Source organism: Nonomuraea sp. H19, from assembly GCF_052068215.1.
Taxonomy (GTDB): domain Bacteria; phylum Actinomycetota; class Actinomycetes; order Streptosporangiales; family Streptosporangiaceae; genus Nonomuraea.
Window position 1 is genome coordinate 144,363 of sequence record NZ_JBQHCV010000022.1, and the last position, 18,482, is coordinate 162,844.

Genomic DNA, 18,482 nt, shown 5'->3' on the forward strand with positions numbered 1-18,482 from the left:
GCCCCAGAAGGCGGCACGATCAGTATGAAACCGTGATGCACCCGGACATACGGAGAGGCCGCCCGTGGCTCACGAGGGTGAAGGACAGGTCAGGTGGCTGTCCAGGGGCGTCGTCGCGGTGACCGGGGCGCTGTGGGCGCTCACCCCCCTCGCATTCCTCGTCGCCGGTGACGTCGGCAGGGCCCTGCTGTCGGGGATCTTGCTCGGTGGGCTGCTGGTGGTCTACGCGCGTCTCGTCGTCAGGCAGATCACGGGAGCCGGCCCGCGGCCGAACCGGATACGGACCTTCACTCTTTTCGCGGCGTTCGTCTACGGGGCCCTCCCGTTCCTGGGCTCGGTCTGGATCTACACACCGTTCATCGTCGCCACCGCGGGGCTGCTCCTGCTGCGGTTCCGGCTCGCCATTGGTGTGCTCCTCGCGGTCGCCGTCGCCGAGTTCCCGCTGACCCGGGCGATGCAGGACCCCTCACCCGTGGCCGCGCTGCAGAACAGCGCCGGAGTGTTCGCCGCCGCGGTGGTCGCCGCCGGGCTGGTCCGCTACGCCACATCGGTGCGGGAACTGCGTGAGCTCCGGGCGGCGCTGGCGGAGGCGGCCGTCGACCAGGACCGGCTTCGCATGGCGGGGGAGCTGCACGACCTGCTCGGCCAGACGCTGGCCTCGATCACGCTCAAGACAGAGCTGGCCCTCGCCCTGGTGGACCTCGACAGGAAGCGGGCTGTCGGAGAGGTCGAGTCCGCGATCGCCATCGCCGACGAGGCGCACGAGGAGATCGGCGACGTCGTGGCGGCCAGACACTCGCTCGATGTGGGCGCGGAGCTGTCGGCGGCCGTCGCGCTGATCGAGCTGACCGGCGCCCGGTGCGACCTGCGCCTGGGGCTCAGCGAGATCGACGAGGAGACCGGCGACGCGCTCGGCTGGATCGTACGCGAAGCGGCCACGAACATCGTCAGGCACAGCGACGCCCGTCACTGTCTCATCGAGCTGGACAGAACGGAAGGACGGATCCGCCTGCTGATGCGGAACGACGGAGCCAGGCGCGACGCGGGCAGGCGGTGCGGCTCGGGGCTCGCCGGGCTCCGGCGGAAAGTGGCCAGGCTCGGCGGATCCCTGCAGGCCGGGACGACCGGCGACGGCGGGTTCGAAGTGCGGGCGTGGCTGCCCGTCGTACACGATCAGGAGAGAGTGGTCATCGTTGATTCGTGTCTTGCTGGCTGAGGACCACGGCATCGTCCGGGGCGCCCTGGCCGCTCTGCTGAACCTCACGGGCGACATCGAGGTGGTGGCCGAGACCGGCAGGGGTGACGAGGTCGTCGCCCACGCCCGCGCCGCCGCGCCCGACGTCGCTGTCATCGATATCGAGATGCCGGGTATCGATGGGATCGAGGCGACCCGCCGTCTCCGGGAGGTCATGCCGGCCTGCCAGGTGCTGATCCTCACCGCGCTCGCCCACACCCGGCTGCTCAAGCGGGCGATGGAGGCGGATGCGAAGGGCTTCCTGCTGAAGGACGCCCCCACTGAGCGGCTTGCCGAGAGCATCCGCAGGGTCGCCCAGGGGGAGCGGGTGATCGACGCGTCCCTGGCCCTGGCGGCGATGAGCAGAACGGCCACACCGCTCACCGACCGGGAGTCGGCCGTGCTGGGCCTGATCGGCTCGGGGGCGGGCACGGGGGAGATCGCCGCAAAGCTGCACCTGTCGGCTGCGACGGTCCGTAACTACATCTCCAGCGTCATCACCAAGACCGGCGCCCGGAACAGGACGGACGCGGTGCGCATCGCCGTGGAGGCCGGGTGGATCGAGGCGGCACGGGCCAGGTGAGTGCCCCACCCTGATGACCTTCTTGCACGCGATCACGCGCGGCCGGAAACGGAGAAGTGCACAGGTGTGCTCCCGCGACAAAGATCGTGTGCGGGTTATGACCTGCGCACATTGCCGGGAATTTCGTGATCCATCACGCGCCCGAGGCGAGCGGGGGATGGCGTTCTCCAGGTGCTCCTCGGCGTCCGCGACCACGGTGTCGCGTAGCCCGTAGCGGCGCCGCAGCTCCTCCTCCAGCTCGGTGTGGACCCAGCGCAGTCAGCGCGCCCAGCGTGACGCACGTCCAGCACGATGATGTCGGGCCGCTCCCGCGCCACCGCCTCGAGCGCCGCCCTTCCGCTGGATGCCGTCTTCACGGCGAAACCATTCAGGCTGAGCGCCTCGGACAGCAGATCGCGGATGTTCGGCTCGTCATCGACGACCAGCACCTTCGCGGCGGGGGATTCAGTCATGGCATCGTTCTACGCGGTCCGTGTAAGAGCAGGCTGGAAGATCATTTTCCGGGCGGCCCATGATGGCGTCGAGTTCGGCCATGGTCAGCGGGGCTTCGGCCATCGGCGTCGCATCCGGCCGCGCGCGCAAGCCGTTGAGCACCAGGAGCAGGTAGCGTCGAGCGTACTCGACACGCGGTGGCACCTCGGCATACGCGGTTCTGGTGAGGAAACCGTCGCGCCGCGGATGCGCCAAGTCGCCGACGAACTCGTCGCCGCCGCCGTGGAGGAGGACCTGGACAGGTTCGCCACCGTAGGCTTCTCCGTCGGCGGCCCCGTGGCGGTGCGCGCGGCCACCCGTCACCCCGACCGGATCTCCAGCCTGATCCTCAGCGCCACCTACACCCATCTCGACAACTACATGCGCGTGCTGAACGAGGTATCGGCGGGAGTGATGGGGCCATGGCCGCGCAGTTCGACCTGTTCGCCCGCGCTGACGTCCGCGCCGACCTCGCCGGCATCCAAGCCCCCACCCTGATCATCGCCACCACCGAGGACCGGCTCGTCCCCCTCTCCCACCCAAAGGACATGGCCGCCCGCATCCCGGGCGCCCGCCTCACCGAGGTCGGCACCGGCCACCTGCTGCCCCTCGAGCAGCCCCAGGAATGGGCCAAGCTCATCACCTCATTCCTCGACGAGGTCGGCGCCTGACCGGCGCAGCATACGGAGCCGCCCCCGAACCCCCGCCGCACGCGGGCAGGCCAACGGCGGTGTGACGTTGACGCGCACAGCTCCTGCCATGCCGGGCCGGGACGCCGCCCACGCAGCAGCCATGCTCGCCTGGACCCACGGTGACCTGCGGTGGCAGATCACTCGTGCGATGTCCGACGTCACGTTACGACGACGTTTCCAGTTACGTCAACCAATGAAACAAATTATTACAGAAAGCCATTGACTCTAATTGGACGCCCTTCTTACAGTGAGGGCGCATCACCCGATCATGTGAGGGCGTCGCCGGGATTCGCGCCCTCACACCACCGAGAGGGCCGCGTGAGGTGCGCGCGCCGTCGATCTCTCATGGGATCGGATCGGCGCCTCTTTGCCGCCGTTCGCTCTCCGCGCCGGGTCCGTCCGGCGTCCCGGCCGCCCCTGGGCTGGAACGCCGTCACGCCGGATGCCGGCACCGACCATCTTCACGATCCGTCTTGTCCCCCCACAGGAAGTGAGAAGTCGTGAAACCGTCCACGCCCAGCCGTTCCGGCCGCGTAGCCGCGCTCGCTGCAGCGGCGACCCTGCCCTTACTCGCGGCCGTCGCCATCACCTCGGCCGTCTCTCCCGCAACCGCCGCCGCCGGCGAAGCGCCCACCGCGGGCGGCACCTACCGCATCGTCGGCGGCCAGGGCGGCATGTGCGTCGAGATCAAGGACCACAGCACCAGCAACGGCGCCAAGGCGCAGCAGTCGGCCTGTGGTGCCGCCACCGCCACCGGGCAGCAGTTCCGGGCCGTCGCATCCAGCGGCGGCCGGTTCAACCTCGTCAACGTCAAGAGCACCCGCTGCCTCGACGTGACCGGCGCCAGCTCCTCCCCGGGGGTGCAGCTCCAGCAGTGGGGCTGCGGCAGTGGCGACAAGGCCAACCAGCAATGGACCTTCCGCGGCGCAGGCGACGGCCTCTACCAGATCGTCGGCACCAACGGCCTGTGCGTCACCGGCTCCTCCGGCGCCGACGGCGGCGCCGTCACCCAGGACACCTGCGGCTCGGGCGCCGGCCAGCAGTGGGCGTTCCAGCTTCCCTCGGGCTCGACTCCGACGGCGACCCCCACCAGTACCGGGCCGCGCACCTGGTCCGACACCCCGGACGGCTTCGCGGCCCTGCCTGGCCTGGGCCGCGGGCCCACCACCGGCGGCGCGGGCGGGCAGACCGTCACCGTCACCAACCAGGCCGACCTCAATCGGTACGTGACGGCCGCCGAGCCGTACATCATCAAGGTCGCGGGAACGATCAACATCAGCCCGAAGGGCACCGAGCTGCGGGTGTCGTCGAACAAGACCATCGTCGGCGTCGGCACCAGCGGTGAGATCGTCGGCGGCGGCTTCTTCCTCAAGGCGGGCGTCAACAATGTGATCATCCGCAACCTGACCATCCGGGACACCCGTATGCCGGACGACGACCCCGGTGACGACTCCTACGACTATGACGCCATCCAGCTCGACACGGCCGATCACATCTGGATCGACCACAACCGGCTGACCAGGATGAACGACGGCCTCCTCGACAGCCGCAAGGACACCACGAACCTCACCGTGTCGTGGAACCAGTTCTTCGAGAACAACAAGACCTTCGGCATCGGCTGGACGGACAACGTCACGTCGCAGATCACGATCCACCACAACTGGTTCCAGAACACCAACTCGCGCAACCCGAGCGCCGACAACATCGGCAACCTGCACATGTACAACAACCACCTGCAGAACATCACCGGGTACGGCAACTTCGTGCGCGGTCTGACGAAGGCCGTCATCGAGAACAGCTACTACGACACCGTGAAGGACCCCTACTACGTCGAGGAAGGCGAACTGGTGCAGCGTGGCAACATCGTCGTCAACAGCACCTGGGGCAGCGGCAAGGTCAAGGAGAAGGGCAGCGCGTTCGACCCCAAGAGCTTCTACTCCTACACCCTCGACCCGGCGGCCGACGTACCGGCCCTGCTCCGGGCCTACAGCGGGCCGCAAGCCAACATCGGTACGTGATGGACGAGCGGTGAGCTGAACGCTCCGCGACACTGCGCTCATCCCGACCGCTATCACAACCGTGGCGATCACACCCGCGAGACGTGTCACCAACATGCGCGAGCTCAGCCGATCCATGGCTCATGCCGCCGCCCCGCGCGTCGCGGGGCGGCGGCCCATGAGGTGGTCCAGTTGTCAGCCGCCGATGACGGATCATCTGTCGGCGTCGCGGGTGAGCACCTGGCGCACGTCGGCGCGCGGGACCAGCGTGCGGAGCGCGGCGACGACGCCGGTGACGTGCAGGCCGGCGGTGAACGCCTTACGCGCCGCCGGGCCGGCGCCGGCGCGGCCATGGTGCCGACGCCCACGCCCAGGTCCATCCGAAGTGGCGCGAGGAAGAACAAGCCGGCCGCGGGGGCGACGCGCGTGGTACAGCGGCTCGGGTGAGCGGTTGTCATGTGGAAACTCCACCTCATTGATGGCGTTGGTGGGGTGCCGGGAGCATGCCGGTCACGCCACGCGCTGTCAGGCCGTCCGTCGCCTGCTCGTCGAACTCGAACACGCCGAGGCCGTAGCGGACCGCCGGGGTAGAGCGCGGCCGTCGTGCAGGGCTTCCAGGCCGTCGATCGACACGCCGATCCCCCGCAGCCCCGCAGCGGCCCCGGCCCGCAGCCGGGCCGGGGTGAGCGCCCGCGCCCCCATCCGCATGCTCTATGAAGTTGATCTCTAGGCAAGACCACTTCTAGCAGGGACTTCGCGGCGTTCTGGCACCTTCGCTCAATCCAGCGAGCCGTCCAGACGATCACACACCGCGGCTGATCGTTACCGGAGAAGGCTCATTGTCAGGTTGCCGGCATGTCCTCGATGATCCACTGGATCCCATGCGGGATAAGAAAGTCGAGGAAGGCGGTCGGGTGGTAGGCCTGGGCGGGTGCGAGTACTCCCGGCTTGGCAGGGTCGGCGATGAGACGGCGGGCGCTTTCGACGGCGATCACCGCGGTCGTGCCGTAGGTGTCGGGACCCTGGACGATGCCGCGGGCGCGGCGGCCGTCGGTACTGGTGGCGTCGAGCACGTAGGTGAAGTGCTGGGTGCGGCGGCTGTCCTCATCGGGTCCTTCAGGCAGGCTTTCGATGATCTCCGGTGTGAGCGGGGTGTTCAGCCGATCGCCCAACGCCGCCTCGGTCAGACCCTCGACATGCCGGACGCGGATGTGACGGGGAATGGTCACCACTTCCGACACAGGGAAGGCCATCACCGGGGTCGCCTCCGACTGTCCGGGCAGCCTGATCGCGGTGTGGCGGGCGGGCATGCCGGGGCGCCAGTCGCCGTCGTCGTAGGCCATGCCTCCCGCCTTGATGGCGTCGATCGTTTCGACCACCGAACGCAGCGAGCCGCGCGACATGCCGCCGCCCCCGACGACCACGTGGGTGGTGATGATCTCTTCGACCGGTTCAAGGCGGTCGGCCAGGATGTGGGCCATGAGGTCTACCGGGACGCAGCCGTCGTTGGCGGCGGGTACGACGGTGACCCCGGCGTTCTCCGCCTCCGTGGTGAAGGTGTCGAAGACCTTCTTGACGTAGAGCTGCTCGCCTGAGGTGTCGACGTAGTGACAGCCGGCGGCGATCGCGGCGCGGACCACGGCCTCACCTGACGAGGTGAATGGTCCGGCGCAGTTGATGACGCCGTCGCAGCCGCGGAACGCGCTCACAAGCGCCTCATGGTCGCTGGTGTCGGCCAAGCGCCGTTCCGCGCCGGGGAGGCCGACCGCCGAGGCGGCCTCCTCCAGGCGCGCGAGATCACGTCCGGCCAGGACCGTCTCGATGTCGCGTCGTGCCAGTTCGGTGAGCACGAGCTTTCCCTGGTATCCACTCGCGCCATAAACGGCGATCTTCATGTCATCTCCTCGCGATGGGAGCTGCGCGGTTGCTCAGCCCACCAGCACAGTAAGGCGCCGACACAAGACGATTGAATGCGTGATTCGCTCTAGAATTTGCGTCATCGTCTTCTCCGAGATCGTCGTTGGTTACACTGGCTGCGTGGATGTTCTGTCTGATGTGGTGAGTGCGGCGCGTACCGGTCGACCCCACTCGGGCCGGGTGACCAGGTCCGCTCCCTTCGCCCAGCGGTTTCCGCCGGTGCCGTCCGCCGGGTTCCACATCGTTCTCCAGGGAACGTGCTGGCTTCTCCCGTCTCAGGGTGAGCCGATCGCGCTCGGGCCGGGCGACGTGGCGTTCCTGCCGCGCGGATCCGCACACGGTCTGGCCGACGAACCGTCCACCCCGGTAAGCGAGCCGCCCACAACGCTCACCGGAGTCCATGATGGCCGCAACGACGAAACGGCAGCCGACCGGCCGCCGACGGTGGTCATGCTCTGCGGCGCCTACCTCCTGGACGGAGCCGGGCCACATCCGCTCCTGAACGACCTGCCCGAGGTCATCCACCTACCGACGCGGGTAGGGCGCCACAGGGAACTCCGCGCCGCGGTCGAACTCCTCGGCGTGGAACTGGACCGCGACGCCCGCCCAGGCTCCGACACCATCCTGCTCACCCTGCTGGATCTTCTCCTGCTCTACATCCTGCGCGCGTGGTTCGAAGAACAGCGCGTCGCCGGCCACTCCGCCACCGGCTGGGCCGCGGCCCTGCACGACCCCGCCGTCGCCGCCGCCCTCCGCGCCATCCACGGAGACCCCAGCCGGCAATGGACCGTCGAGGAGTTGGGCGCGCAGGCACGCCTGTCCCGCGCGGCCTTCGCCCGGCGGTTCACACATCTGGTCGGCCAGCCACCGCTCACCTACCTGACATGGTGGCGGATGACCACCGCCGCCCGGCTCCTGCGCACCTCCGACGCCCCCGTCAACACGATCGCCCAGCAGGTCGGCTACAGCTCGCAGTACACCTTCACCCATGCCTTCAAACGCCAGTACGGGTCACCGCCCGGCAGTTACCGGCACCACGCCGGCTGAAGCACAACACCCACGTAGGGATCTTCGAGGTTTGGCGGCCTATGACACGTTGGTTAGCGGCACCCTATCCATGATCTCGGTCGGCCCCTCGGGCAGCGGATGCTCGGTCCACTCCCCGTCCTTGACGTGCAGCAGGTACGGCCGGCGATCCTGGACGGGGTTGGCCGCGATCCACACCCCTCCCTCTGTGTCCGCCCGCGCAACGGTCAGCGCGGTCCCGGGCATCGGGCGCTCCACCCGTCTCCACTGCCCGCCCTCCCAGTGCAGGACCACGCCCTCCTTCGCCATGGAGTGCATGCAGGCCCCGGGCCTCTCCACCGGGACCGAACCCACGGCCCAGGCGTCATCACGAGCGGGTACGACCAGGGCCTGGATCGAAAACCCGCGGCCACCCTGTACTGACGCAGCCCGCGGTGGTGGGGCTGGGAGACGGAGCTGAGACCCGGGGCAAAGGGTGAACGCTCCACCACGAACCCTCCCACCGGATGGCCTGGGTCGCGCCGTCCGCCTGCTGGATCGCCCAGACCTGTCCCGGCCCGGAAGCGGCGACCCGCTGTTCCTCGCCTCCTGGGCATTGACGATCAAGGCCGAGAGGTGTTGACCATCTCCCGCGGCAAAGTTGTCTGGCCCGGCTGGTTCGCCCTCGTTTCTCGCACACGGGGGGGCGGCACCGAATGACACGAATCAGCTTGTCGAGCCCGACGATCATGGCATCGGCCGGTCACGCGGCGGCCTGACCACCAAGACACACGCGCTGGCCGACGGCAAAGGCCGCCCGCTCGTGGTGCTTGTCAGCCCTGGTCAGGCCGGGGACTCGCCGGCGTTGCCCAAGCTGCTCGCCGAGCTGCGGGTGGCCCGCAAAGGCCCCGGCCGGCCCCGCACCACGCCTGAACTGCTGCGGGGACAAGGCCTATTCGTCACGTGGCCATCGAGCGATGCTGCGGGCGCGTGGCATCAAGACGGTCATTCCTGAGCCGGAAGACCAGGCGGGGCACCGCCGGCGTCGTGGCTCCCGGGGTGGCCGGCCCGTCTCCCATGACAGCGAGGACTGCAAGAACCGCAACGTCGTGGAACGGTTCTTCAACCGGATGAAGAACTTGCGCGGCCTGGCCACCCGCTACGACAAGCATGCCGTTGTCTACCGCGGCGGCGTTGTCCTCGCCGCCATCCCGGATTGGCTGAAGCGGCCATGAGGCGCGGTTACCCGCCGTTGTGTCCGTGATTCAGCGGACACGTAAGTCCTTCGGTCGCTAGAGTTGAAGCTGTTGCGGAATCCCGTCCGCCTGGGGAATTGAGGAGCACTGATGTCTACAACGATGACCGGAGCTTCCGTTCGCCCCTTGGTGACCGCAGTCGCAGGCTTGTAACGCCGCGCGTGTAGCAGCAAAGTCAGCACACATCCCGGTCGCCGGGGCGAGGTGACACGTGTCACCGGCCCTTGGCGCTGTTTGGCGTCTCCGTTCGCCTTTCCGGGAGTTCTGCTGTGTCCGCTCGTCATTCTTCACTGCTCCGTGTACGTGTCCTGGTCGAACGCCTGATCGCTGCCCCGTTCGGCAGGAAATCTCAACGGTCGAGGTCAGCTCCGCCTGCTCCGAACTCCGCTGATCAGACTGTCAACCGGAATGTCCGCCTGCTGAGCTGGTTCAACTTCTTCGGTGACTTCCGCATGTACGGGCCGATTATGGTCATCTACTTCGCGGAAGTCACCGGCTCGTACACCGCTGCCGCCAGCCTCCTGGCGGTGAAGATGCTGTCTTCGGCAGCGTTCGAAGTCCCTACCGGGGTGCTCTCCGACCGCCTCGGCCGACGCGGCACGATGATCGCCGGTGCCGTCGTCATGGTGGCCGCCCATCTCGGGTACGCCGGCGCTTCGGGCTACGGCCTCCTCCTGGCAGCTGTTGTGCTGGAGGGATTGGCGACCTCACTGTGGAGCGGCAACAACGAGTCTCTGCTCTACGACACGTTGCTCGAAGCCGGCCGGGAGGAGGAGTTCCCCCGGCACTCGGGCCGGGTGAACTCGATGTTCCAGATCGCGCTCGCACTGGCGGCAGCCATAGGTGGCGTGGTCGCCGGCGCGTGGTCGCTGCGTGTGGTGGTCGTGCTGTCGGTCGTGCCGCAGGTGCTGTGCGTGCTCGTCGCCTTGCGGGTCCAGGAGCCGCGGGTGCACGGCCCGCTGGAATCGAACGTGCTGGTGCATCTCGGATCGGCCCTGCGCGGCATCCGCCGTAATCCGGTGCTCCGCCGGATGACTCTGGTGTCGGCGCTTCGTTACAGCAGCGAAAGCGCGGCCCAGTTGTCGCCTGTTTTCGTGGCAGGGCTGTGGCCGCTCTGGGCGCTGGGCCTGTGGCGCACCTTCGGCCATGGCGTGGCCTTCGTCGGCTTCCGCGTCAGTGGTTGGATGATCGGCCGGGTGGGCGCGGCCCGCACCCTGCTGTTCGGTGAGCTGTTCGACAACGTGGCGAACTTCGTGGCGCTGGTCAAGCCGACGGTATTTTCGCCCGTGCTGCTTGGATCACCGGCCTACGGCATGTCGACAATCGCCCAGCAGACGTTGCTGCAGCGCGAGTTCACCGACCGGGAACGCGCGACGATGGGTTCGCTTGCGTCGCTGCTCGGCAGCGTGCTCTACGCGCTCGTCGCCCTGGGAGCCGGCCTGGTGGCAGACCGTTGGGGCATCGTTCCGGCGTTGCTCGCGATCCAGGCGGTGGTGCTGATCGCACTTCCGCTCGCCTGGTGGGTGCACGCGCACGCTTCTTCGCTCCCCACGGGCGCTGGGACGGTGACGGGATGAGCGCCTTCTCTGCCCCGGCCAGGACTGCGGTCGACGTCGCTGTGCTGCAGGGTGAGATCGAAGCGATTATCGGCAGGCGCAGGGTCGGTCAGCAGGCGGAGGCGTCAGCCTGCCGCCGTATTGTCGGCGGCGCCTGATCCCCTCAGCGCGGTGTCACGAGCGTTGGACGGAAGTGTCACACCCGCATCGCCAAATGTGTCACGCCGGATTTTGCCGCGATATGGCCCCTTGTCGCGGAGGGTGTCACGAGGGGGTGTCACGCACCTTGCGCACCCAGAGATATCCCACCACGGCACCGATGAGGGCTGGAACGATTATCCAGCCCACGACCGAAAGCACCCATGCCAGCACAGAATACTTGGCATTCGACGGAGAACGGATACCCACGAGTATCTCGTAAGCCTCCACCCAGCCGATCACTAGACCAGATATCAGGAAGAGCGCAACGACGGCAATGAGCAGCCACTTCATCTCGCGCCAGAGCCACTTGCCGAGGCTGCGAAAGCCGGCAAGCCGTGATGCCCAGCGCTGGCGAAGCGGCTTTCTCTGGCTGCGGGGAGCCGGTGAGGACGACGATGGCTGCGTCATGTGCGGAAAGTAACCGCTTGGCCATGCATGCCGAAGGAGCCCGTCTGGGGGTTTCCCAAGATTAGGAACTGGCGTCGGCCAACTTGGTGAGGCACGTGAACACAGGGCGGGTGATCACGGGCGAGGCGCCCGGCGGTCCCGCCGCTCTTCGAGTTCTTCCGCGCTCACCGGGATGAGCATCGGCTGCCCAGCCACACCGAACATCGTGACGACGAATTCGGTTTCGGCGTCCGGGAGGTTGTTGGCGTCCTGGTAGTGGATGAGATCGCCGCCGGGCTCCCAGAACGACTCCCCGGCCTTGATGACCCGCTGTGGTTCGCCTTCCAGTTCGAAGAGCATCTCGCCTCTGATCAGGTACCCGAACGTGGGACCGGTGTGGCGGTGCGGCGGGTTGCCCTCACTGCCCGGCGGCAGAATGACCAGGATCGTCATCGCCTCGGCGTTGTCGGGCATCGGCGGCGGCGACGGCACCGACGAAATGAGCTCGATCCTCGGCGGCGGAGTAGTCGCGTCGGGATTCTCGAGGTGGTGCGGATGTTCGATACTCATGGGCTACTTCGCCCCTCTCCGGTTGTTTCTGGTGCCGGCCAAGACAAGCGGTGCGGTCATCTATGGGCCGATGGTGGCGAGATCGTCGCGCCCGCAGGCGAACCCCGTACTCCATGGAGCGTCACGCGCGCGGCGTGCGGTCTGCTTTCAGCCAGTCGGTGTAGTGGGTGGGGGCGATGCGGGCGCCCTGCTTGGCGGTGAGGACGTCGCCATGGACGACGGCGAACATGCCGGCGGTGTCGTCGGTGGTCACCGAGCGCTTGTCGCCCTTGAAGGCGAGGGTGATCCGGCCCAGTTCGTCCAATGGGTACCGGTCGGGCCCGGCCAGATCGAGGGTGCCGCCCAGGGGTGACCCGGCCGCGACGTCGGCGACGGTGGCGGCGACGTCCGCCGCGGCGACCGGCTGGAGGGGAGTGCGAGGCAGGCGAATGGTGTCGTTGTCGGCAGTCCAGGACAGGATGGCGTCGATGAACTCCATGAACTGGGTGGCGCGGACGATCGAGTGGGGGACGGGGCCGGCCTTGAGGATGTCTTCCTGGAGGGTCTTGGCGCGGTAGTAGTCGAGCTCGGGCACCTGGTCGGTGCCGACGATGGACAGGATGACGAAGTGCCCCGCGCCTGACCGCCGGGCCGCAGCCAGAAGGTTGTCCATCGAGGTCTGGAAGAACGCGGGGGAGGCGTCGTCGAAGGTCGGGGAGTTGGTCAGGTTGACGACCACGTCCGCGCCCTCCAGCGCCGCGTCCACGCCCTGACCGGTGAGCACATCGACTCCGGTGGACAGCGAATGCGGTACCGCCTCGTGCCCGGCCGCGGTCAGGTTCTGTACGACCTGAGACCCGATCAGCCCGGTTCCACCGATGACAGCGAACTTCATGGCACTTCCTGCCCTTCCTCGGCGTTCTATGTCCGCGTAACTCGGATACCCGTTATCTGAAATAGGAGGGTGGATTCAGAGTAAAGAAATGAAGATTCCTGGCGGGGCGAGTGGAAAATCCGCCGCCGCGCCGCACTGCGCCCTGCGACACCTCACGCGCAGCCGCGCCCGATCGACGCCATCGTGCGCACGGCCGGAGGTTTCGCACCAGGCATGGCGGTGAATTCTTGAGCTTATCTCCCGTGCCGGAGATGAAAATGACCAGAAGTTTCTCCGGTTTTTGTGCGGCTGGTGTTTTCCGTGAGCACATGGTGGGCGCCCGGCGGCTCGGCCCAGTTCTCGCCATCGGTGGTGAACCTGATCTACTGAGTGCCGGGCTCAGCCGCGGGCGGCCTCTTCCATGACCTTGCGCGCGTCGCGTTCGAACGACGCCCGCGCCCTGAGCGTGAGGAGCCCGCCGGCGACCATCGGGATCACCAGGATGTACATCCCGGCTAGCAGCGACCCGAGCCGGTCCGAGGCGATGCCGACGACCAGCGAGCCGAAGGCGCCGCCGCCCGTGATGAGCAGTTGCAGGACGGCGAAGCCGAGCCCGCGTGAGGCGGCCGGGACTACGTCCGCCAGGCACGCCGTCAGGTTGGGGGTCGCGATGGCAATCAGCGAGCAGGAGAGCAGGACCAGCGCGGTCATCGCGCCGATCGACTCCGTCGACAGCGCTCCGGCCAGGACCAATGAGCCTGCCGTGATGCCGCTGCCGCCGGCGAGCAGGCGGCCGCCCTTGCGGGTGCCGTGCCACTTCCTGCCCAGCCACGAGCCGGCCAGGGTGCCAGTCAGCGTGCCCGCGACCGTGATCAGTCCGCTCAGCGAGCCTGCCGTGCCCGTGCCGACGCCGAAGGTGCGCACCATGAAGGTGGGCAGCCAGTAGAAGATCCCGGCCAGGCCGAGAGTGAGCAGGGACAGGCCGGCGCAGACGAAGACCAGGGTGGGGATGGCGAGGACCTGCCGGAACTGCCGCCAGAACGGCGGCTTGGCCGGGGGCGCGGCGGAGGCGGTGGACGTGGACGTGACGGAGGTCGGGTAAGCGGGTGTGAGGGAGGCCGGGGACGCGTCGCCGGCCGCCACCAGGCGGTCGAGCTCGCCGCGGCGCGGCTCGCGCAGCAGCCAGACGAGCAGGGCCGTGAGCACGCCCGGCACCACCATGACGAGGAACGCCGTACGCCACGAGAACGCCTCCGCCAGCACCCCGCCCAGCAGCGTCCCGACACCCCCGAGATGCATGGTGACACGCGTGAGCCCGTACGCCTTCGCCCGGCTGACCGGCGGGTAGTAGTCGGCCAGCAGGCTGCCCGCGGCGGGGTTGTCGATGTTCTCGGCCGCGGCCAGCAGCACGCGCATCAGGTAGAACATCAGGAAGCCGGTGGCCAGGCCGGAGCCCAGCGTGGCGATCGCCCAGACGAGGACGACCACCGCGATGATCCGGATGCGGCTGAGCCGGTCCGCCAGATACCCGGCGGGCAAGGCCACCACGGCCGCCGCCAGGGCGGCGGCCGTGGGGATCGAGCCGGCGGCGGTGTCGCTGAAGCCCCATTCGCTCTGGACGGCCGGCAGTACGCCGATGAGCAGGTTGTACTCGATCCGGTCCACGAATCCGACGATGAACAGGACGACCAGCGGCGCCCAGCCGAACGGTGCGCGCGAACGCGCGTCGACGGTGCCGGTGCGCGGCGATCCCAACGTCCCGACCATGCCCACCCTTTCCGCGGGAGATTCTGGAATTCGCCGGGCTGATCGCTGCCTACGTGGCCGCCGTCAGGGAAGAGGTTGCCGGCGGCCGCGGCGCGCAAGTTCGTGTTGATCCAGCGCGGCGGCGATCTACATCGAGGACCGGAACGCCCGAGCGGTCAACGGTCTGGACTGACGCCGGCCTCCGCACGGCTGCCGACGGTGGCGGTGCCGGCACCCTGGGCGGCATTCGAGATCCGCTTTACCGGGCGGACCGCGTCACGACCCGATGGCCGTTCACAACCTGCCGAGGGCCTTGGCCAGCGCGGTCGCAGTGGAGGCGATCACCTTGTCATCGTGCGGGGTGTTGTTCTGGTTGCGGTTGGTGAACACGGACAGGATGATCGGCGTGTTCGATCCAGGTGTCCAGACGATCGCCAGGTCGTTGGCGGTGCCGTAGTTGCTCGCGCCGCCGGTGCCGGTCTTGTCGCCGACCGTCCAGTCTTTCGGGAGTCCCGCCCGGATCCGGTTGGCGCCGGTGAGGCTGGCCTTCAGCCAGCCGACCAGCCGCGCTCGGTCGCTGGTGTGGAGGGTCTTACCGGTGGTGAGCTTGGTGAAGGTCTGTGCGGCCGCCGCGGGGGTGGTGGTGTCGCGCTCTTCACCGGGCTTCCACTCGGTCAGCCTGGGCTCCGGCCGGTCCAGGCGACTCGTCCGATCGCCGGTGGCGCGGAAGAACTCGGTCAGCCCGCGCGGCCCGCCGATCTGCTTCAGCAGCGTGTTGCCCGCGAAGCCATCGGATTTGGTGATCCCGGCACGGCACAGCTGTGCAGGTGTCATGCCGGTGTCGGTGTATTCGGTGGTCTCAGGGGAGTTCGCGGTGAGCTCGGCCATCTCGGCAGGCTTCCAGCGAACCACCTTGTCCATCAGCCCGGGGTCGCTGGTGCGCGCTTTGTGCAGCACTGCCGCGCACGCGAACACCTTGAACATGGAGTTGAACGGGAAGCGCTCGTCGGCCCGGTAGCCGACCGTTCTACCGGTCCCCAGGTCGATGCCCACCGCGCCGATACGCCCGTTATAGGACTTCTCGAGTTCCTGCAGCGTCTGGTTCAGGTCGGAGCCGGAGGGGGCGTTGCTCCCCGTCCGGGCGGCGACGCTGGAGGTACTCCTCTCGCCGGCGGCGGCACTCGCCACATGGGCGGGGCCGCCCAGCAGCGCAGAAGCGGTCAATGTCGCGACTCCTAGTCGGAGTCGGAGGTGTCGTGTCATGCCGAAGAGAAGATCAGAAACCATCCGGGGATGTCCAATATCGATATGAATCATTCCGCCATATCGATATGGATATCGATGCTCGTCTCAAGCGGTGGCACCCACCGGCCCATCATGCCGGCACGGTGTGGCGCGTACCGACGCCTCCGAGTGTCCGTGCTGCGTGGGGGAACGCGCGGCAGGCCGGGCCGCACCCGAGGGGTACGGCCCGGCCTGCGCCGGTGGCCACGGGGGTCATCGCGAGGTCGTCCGCATCACCGTGGCCAAGGCGGGCGACCTTTACGCTGCTGGACAGCTGGCCGATTTGGCCAACTCGATCACACCGTCCGGCCCGGCAGGCTCTACCCGCGGGGCTCGGCGCCCGTGAAGACGCCGGCGAGCAAGAGGGAGCGCGGGCGAACGCAGGGGCTGTGGCGCGGGTGATCCGGTCGGACACGAGGTTGGCCGAGGCGAGGAGGAACGCCAGCGGGAGCAGGAGGAGCCACGCGCTCCAGGGGGAAGGTGGAAGGACAGCGTCGCGGCGCACGACGCCGCACACCGCGAGGAGCTGGGCGATCGCGGCGGGGGCGAGGATCCAGCCGAGCAGCGGCAGGTACCACGGCGGCGACACCGCGCTCATGTCGAAGGGCATCGTGGTGTATCCGCCCAACGGGTCGGGAAACCGCTCGTCGTAGCCGGTGACCGGGTTCAGGACGTAGACGACCGGCATCGCGGCTACGTAGGCGGCCGCTGCACGAGCCGCAAGTATCGCGTGGCGACGGACGGGTCCTAGGCGCGGATGAACCCGTTCACGATCAGCGGCAGCGACGCGTCCAGGCCCGCCACGTTCAGCACGCCCACGTCGGCAGGGTCGCCGACCGAGTAGCCCGCCGCCGTCATCGCCGCCACGACCACGCGGGCGTCACACGCCACCGTGCGCCGGTAGGCGTCCAGTTCCTGCGACGGGTGGGCTCGGCCCGCCCACGTCTCGTTGTCGGTGAACACGACGATGCCGTCCACTGCCATCCGCTGCTCACGCGCCCACCGGAACGGCAGCGACAGGTCGGTGCCGCCGCCGGACGGCCGCCAGCTCTTGATCTCGCGGAGGTTGGTACGCGGGGCCACCTTCGAGGCGTGGACGCTGGTGTCCACGTCGATGACGTGCACATTCCCCTTCTCGATGCGGGCCAGCATGACGGCCAGGGCGCAGCCGACCTCGTACGGCGAACCGATCGACGAACCACCGACCATGACGCCGCCCCAGCTCATCGAACCGGACGAGTCCACCGCGACCAGCAGCCGCCGGCCCGAGGGCTCGACGGTGCCGAACGACAGCTCGTACGTCTCCTCCAGCGCGTCGAGGATCGCCGGGATCGGCGTCCACGTCTGCACGGCGGCGCGCGCGTTCGGCTGGGCGCGGCCCGAGCCGTAGACGCGCAGCGCGAGGAAGGCGTCCATGGGGTGGATGCGCGCCCGAAGGAGCGCCCCCCGGTCGGTGAGCCGGGCGACCGCGCGCCGGGTGGCGTCGCTCATCGGGCGCAGGGCGCCGATGCGGGTCATGCGGGACAGGTTGCGGATGAGCGCGGTCATGCCGACCGTGTCGATCAGCGCCTCCCACACGCTCGGCTCGCGCAGCATCGCGTCCGGCAGGAACTCCCACGGCACCCGCCGCTCGGTCACGACCCGCACCGCCTCCTCGGCCGTGGTGACGGCCTTCGCGGTCAGGAACCGGTCCACCGACTCCAGCACATCACGCACCTCCTCGTCCGGCACGTTCCCGGCGATCCAGCCGAACAGCCGAGCCCGCTCCGGGCCGTCCGCCTTCGGGTGGGCCATGCGCAGCACGTCGCGCAGGTCGAACGCCTCACCCTGCGGGGTCTTCCGTTGGCGGGCCTTGCACACCCGGAACGCGACGCTGTCGGCGGTGTCCGACAGGAACCACGAGGCGAGCGCCGTCCGCAGCGACCGGCCGATGACCGGCGCGGTGCCGCGAGCGGTCGGCTTGCCGCCGAGGTTCTTGTAGTAGCCGAAGAACTGGGCGAGGTGGTCGGTCGTGCGCGCCACCTTCGGCAGCGCGAGCTTGGCGGCCTGACGGGTGGGCGCGTCGCCGTTGGCGTAGGCCGCGGCCAGCGCGAACAGTGCCGGGCGCTGCTTCGGGGCGCGCGGCGGCCGGGCGGTCGAGAGGTCGGTGAGCAACCGCACGACGCGGGGGCCGTCCTCGGCGATCGCCTGGAACAGCATGCCGGCGTTGTCGGCGGTCAGATTTTGCTCGGTGACGTAGTAGGTGCCGCCAGTGGTGCCGAGGACCAGGAAGTCCTCGACACGCTGCCACAGGTCCTTGGCGAACACGTAGCCGCCTGCCGCGTTCTCGACCTGGTCCGTGCGCCCGGGCAGCCGCTGAGTCTGCGGCGTGGCGATTGCGGAAACGCCGGCAAGAGGGTCACGGTTGCGGGCCATGAAGGACCTCCAAGGGGTTCGACCCGCCAGGTGGCGGATGTGGGGGAGGGGAGGGCGGATATGGGTGTGCCGACCGGATCAAGACCGGTGCTCTACCGCTGAGCCATGCGCGGCCAGGCCGCGCAGCGGGGACTTGAACCCCGCGACCGCCGGTACCGGAAGATAACCGAACGACTTCGACCCGCCCTCCCCGCGATTGTCAGCCTTGCCGGGGGCACGGATGTGGGGCTCCTGCCGGGTGCCCAGCCGATCTGGGCGTCCGGCCCGCGAGTGGGCCGGAAAGGAGTCGAACCTTGACCTGTGTGGTAACCGACA

General features: G+C 68.6%; 17 protein-coding genes and 2 pseudogenes. 9 read left to right on the top strand and 10 right to left on the bottom strand.

Annotated features, from left to right (window positions below; genetic code table 11):
- Nucleotides 1-64 precede the first annotated feature (64 nt).
- Nucleotides 65-1,216: a sensor histidine kinase gene (locus tag ACTMTI_RS39190; protein WP_441125824.1), complete on the top strand. Its 1,152-nt coding sequence runs from the start codon at nt 65-67 to the stop codon at nt 1,214-1,216.
- A complete protein-coding gene (locus tag ACTMTI_RS39195) occupies nt 1,206-1,817 on the top strand; it encodes a response regulator (RefSeq protein WP_441125825.1) in 612 nt (203 codons plus the stop codon). The genes ACTMTI_RS39190 and ACTMTI_RS39195 overlap by 11 nt, the downstream gene beginning before the upstream one ends.
- Before the next feature lie 95 nt (nt 1,818-1,912).
- Here the strand turns inward: ACTMTI_RS39195 and ACTMTI_RS39200 are convergent, their stop codons facing one another.
- A complete protein-coding gene (locus ACTMTI_RS39200) occupies nt 1,913-2,269 on the bottom strand; it encodes a response regulator (RefSeq protein ID WP_441125827.1) in 357 nt (118 codons plus the stop codon).
- A 226-nt stretch (nt 2,270-2,495) separates the two neighbouring features.
- Here ACTMTI_RS39200 and ACTMTI_RS39205 point away from each other — a divergent pair.
- The 4 genes and pseudogenes from ACTMTI_RS39205 to ACTMTI_RS39220 all read left to right on the top strand — a co-directional run.
- Nucleotides 2,496-2,645, top strand: a pseudogene (locus ACTMTI_RS39205) (alpha/beta fold hydrolase); the annotation flags it as partial.
- Nucleotides 2,621-2,959, top strand: a pseudogene (locus ACTMTI_RS39210) (alpha/beta fold hydrolase); the annotation flags it as partial. The pseudogenes ACTMTI_RS39205 and ACTMTI_RS39210, both read left to right, overlap by 25 nt.
- Before the next feature lie 521 nt (nt 2,960-3,480).
- The gene (locus ACTMTI_RS39215; RefSeq protein WP_441125828.1) at nt 3,481-4,998 is read left to right on the top strand and encodes an RICIN domain-containing protein; all 1,518 of its coding nucleotides are present in this window, start codon (nt 3,481-3,483) and stop codon (nt 4,996-4,998) included.
- A 171-nt stretch (nt 4,999-5,169) separates the two neighbouring features.
- Nucleotides 5,170-5,424: a hypothetical protein gene (locus ACTMTI_RS39220; RefSeq protein ID WP_441125829.1), complete on the top strand. Its 255-nt coding sequence runs from the start codon at nt 5,170-5,172 to the stop codon at nt 5,422-5,424.
- Between the two features lie 395 nt (nt 5,425-5,819).
- Here ACTMTI_RS39220 and ACTMTI_RS39225 read toward each other — a convergent pair whose 3' ends face one another.
- Entirely contained in the window at nt 5,820-6,872 is a 1,053-nt protein-coding gene (locus ACTMTI_RS39225; protein WP_441125830.1) for a saccharopine dehydrogenase family protein, read from the bottom strand.
- Between the two features lie 142 nt (nt 6,873-7,014).
- On the opposite strand from ACTMTI_RS39225, the gene ACTMTI_RS39230 reads away from it, so the two are divergent.
- Entirely contained in the window at nt 7,015-7,941 is a 927-nt protein-coding gene (locus tag ACTMTI_RS39230; protein ID WP_441125831.1) for an AraC family transcriptional regulator, read from the top strand.
- 39 nt (nt 7,942-7,980) lie between these two features.
- Here ACTMTI_RS39230 and ACTMTI_RS39235 read toward each other — a convergent pair whose 3' ends face one another.
- Nucleotides 7,981-8,238, bottom strand: coding sequence for a hypothetical protein (locus ACTMTI_RS39235; RefSeq protein ID WP_441125832.1), 258 nt, complete (start codon nt 8,236-8,238; stop codon nt 7,981-7,983).
- Between the two features lie 491 nt (nt 8,239-8,729).
- Here ACTMTI_RS39235 and ACTMTI_RS39240 point away from each other — a divergent pair, with 491 nt between their 5' ends.
- Together ACTMTI_RS39240 and ACTMTI_RS39245 are read left to right on the top strand one after the other, a co-directional pair.
- Complete coding sequence (locus ACTMTI_RS39240; protein WP_441125833.1) at nt 8,730-9,134, top strand: transposase; 405 nt, start codon at nt 8,730-8,732, stop codon at nt 9,132-9,134.
- Between the two features lie 290 nt (nt 9,135-9,424).
- Nucleotides 9,425-10,732 (top strand): MFS transporter, encoded by a 1,308-nt coding sequence (locus ACTMTI_RS39245; RefSeq protein ID WP_441125834.1) that lies wholly within the window; start codon nt 9,425-9,427, stop codon nt 10,730-10,732.
- A 243-nt stretch (nt 10,733-10,975) separates the two neighbouring features.
- On the opposite strand, the gene ACTMTI_RS39250 is transcribed toward ACTMTI_RS39245, so the two are convergent.
- The 7 genes from ACTMTI_RS39250 to ACTMTI_RS39280 form a co-directional block, all read right to left on the bottom strand.
- On the bottom strand, nt 10,976-11,320 hold the full coding sequence (locus ACTMTI_RS39250; protein ID WP_441125835.1) for a DUF6313 family protein: 345 nt from the start codon (nt 11,318-11,320) through the stop codon (nt 10,976-10,978).
- A gap of 114 nt (nt 11,321-11,434) precedes the next feature.
- Nucleotides 11,435-11,869 carry a cupin domain-containing protein gene (locus ACTMTI_RS39255; RefSeq protein WP_441125836.1) on the bottom strand — a complete coding sequence of 145 codons (435 nt, stop codon included), beginning with the start codon at nt 11,867-11,869 and terminating at the stop codon, nt 11,435-11,437.
- Between the two features lie 121 nt (nt 11,870-11,990).
- Nucleotides 11,991-12,743 carry an SDR family oxidoreductase gene (locus ACTMTI_RS39260; RefSeq protein ID WP_441125837.1) on the bottom strand — a complete coding sequence of 251 codons (753 nt, stop codon included), beginning with the start codon at nt 12,741-12,743 and terminating at the stop codon, nt 11,991-11,993.
- Nucleotides 12,744-13,121: 378 nt separating this feature from the next.
- A complete protein-coding gene (locus ACTMTI_RS39265; RefSeq protein ID WP_441125838.1) occupies nt 13,122-14,489 on the bottom strand; it encodes an MFS transporter in 1,368 nt (455 codons plus the stop codon).
- A 273-nt stretch (nt 14,490-14,762) separates the two neighbouring features.
- The gene (gene bla / locus ACTMTI_RS39270; protein ID WP_441125839.1) at nt 14,763-15,692 is read right to left on the bottom strand and encodes a class A beta-lactamase; all 930 of its coding nucleotides are present in this window, start codon (nt 15,690-15,692) and stop codon (nt 14,763-14,765) included.
- A gap of 151 nt (nt 15,693-15,843) precedes the next feature.
- Entirely contained in the window at nt 15,844-16,440 is a 597-nt protein-coding gene (locus tag ACTMTI_RS39275) for a hypothetical protein (protein ID WP_441125840.1), read from the bottom strand.
- A gap of 59 nt (nt 16,441-16,499) precedes the next feature.
- On the bottom strand, nt 16,500-18,167 hold the full coding sequence (locus ACTMTI_RS39280; protein ID WP_441125841.1) for a TROVE domain-containing protein: 1,668 nt from the start codon (nt 18,165-18,167) through the stop codon (nt 16,500-16,502).
- Nucleotides 18,168-18,482 lie beyond the last annotated feature (315 nt).

What these genes read in the sequence shown, in the direction of transcription:
- ACTMTI_RS39200 (WP_441125827.1), bottom strand. Translation starts at nt 2,269, where the DNA reads ATGACTGAATCCCCCGCCGCGAAGGTGCTGGTCGTCGATGACGAGCCG.
- ACTMTI_RS39225 (WP_441125830.1), bottom strand. Translation starts at nt 6,872, where the DNA reads ATGAAGATCGCCGTTTATGGCGCGAGTGGATACCAGGGAAAGCTCGTG.
- ACTMTI_RS39235 (WP_441125832.1), bottom strand. Translation starts at nt 8,238, where the DNA reads ATGCACTCCATGGCGAAGGAGGGCGTGGTCCTGCACTGGGAGGGCGGG.
- ACTMTI_RS39250 (WP_441125835.1), bottom strand. Translation starts at nt 11,320, where the DNA reads ATGACGCAGCCATCGTCGTCCTCACCGGCTCCCCGCAGCCAGAGAAAG.
- ACTMTI_RS39255 (WP_441125836.1), bottom strand. Translation starts at nt 11,869, where the DNA reads ATGAGTATCGAACATCCGCACCACCTCGAGAATCCCGACGCGACTACT.
- ACTMTI_RS39260 (WP_441125837.1), bottom strand. Translation starts at nt 12,743, where the DNA reads ATGAAGTTCGCTGTCATCGGTGGAACCGGGCTGATCGGGTCTCAGGTC.
- ACTMTI_RS39265 (WP_441125838.1), bottom strand. Translation starts at nt 14,489, where the DNA reads ATGGTCGGGACGTTGGGATCGCCGCGCACCGGCACCGTCGACGCGCGT.
- ACTMTI_RS39275 (WP_441125840.1), bottom strand. Translation starts at nt 16,440, where the DNA reads ATGCCGGTCGTCTACGTCCTGAACCCGGTCACCGGCTACGACGAGCGG.
- ACTMTI_RS39280 (WP_441125841.1), bottom strand. Translation starts at nt 18,167, where the DNA reads ATGGCCCGCAACCGTGACCCTCTTGCCGGCGTTTCCGCAATCGCCACG.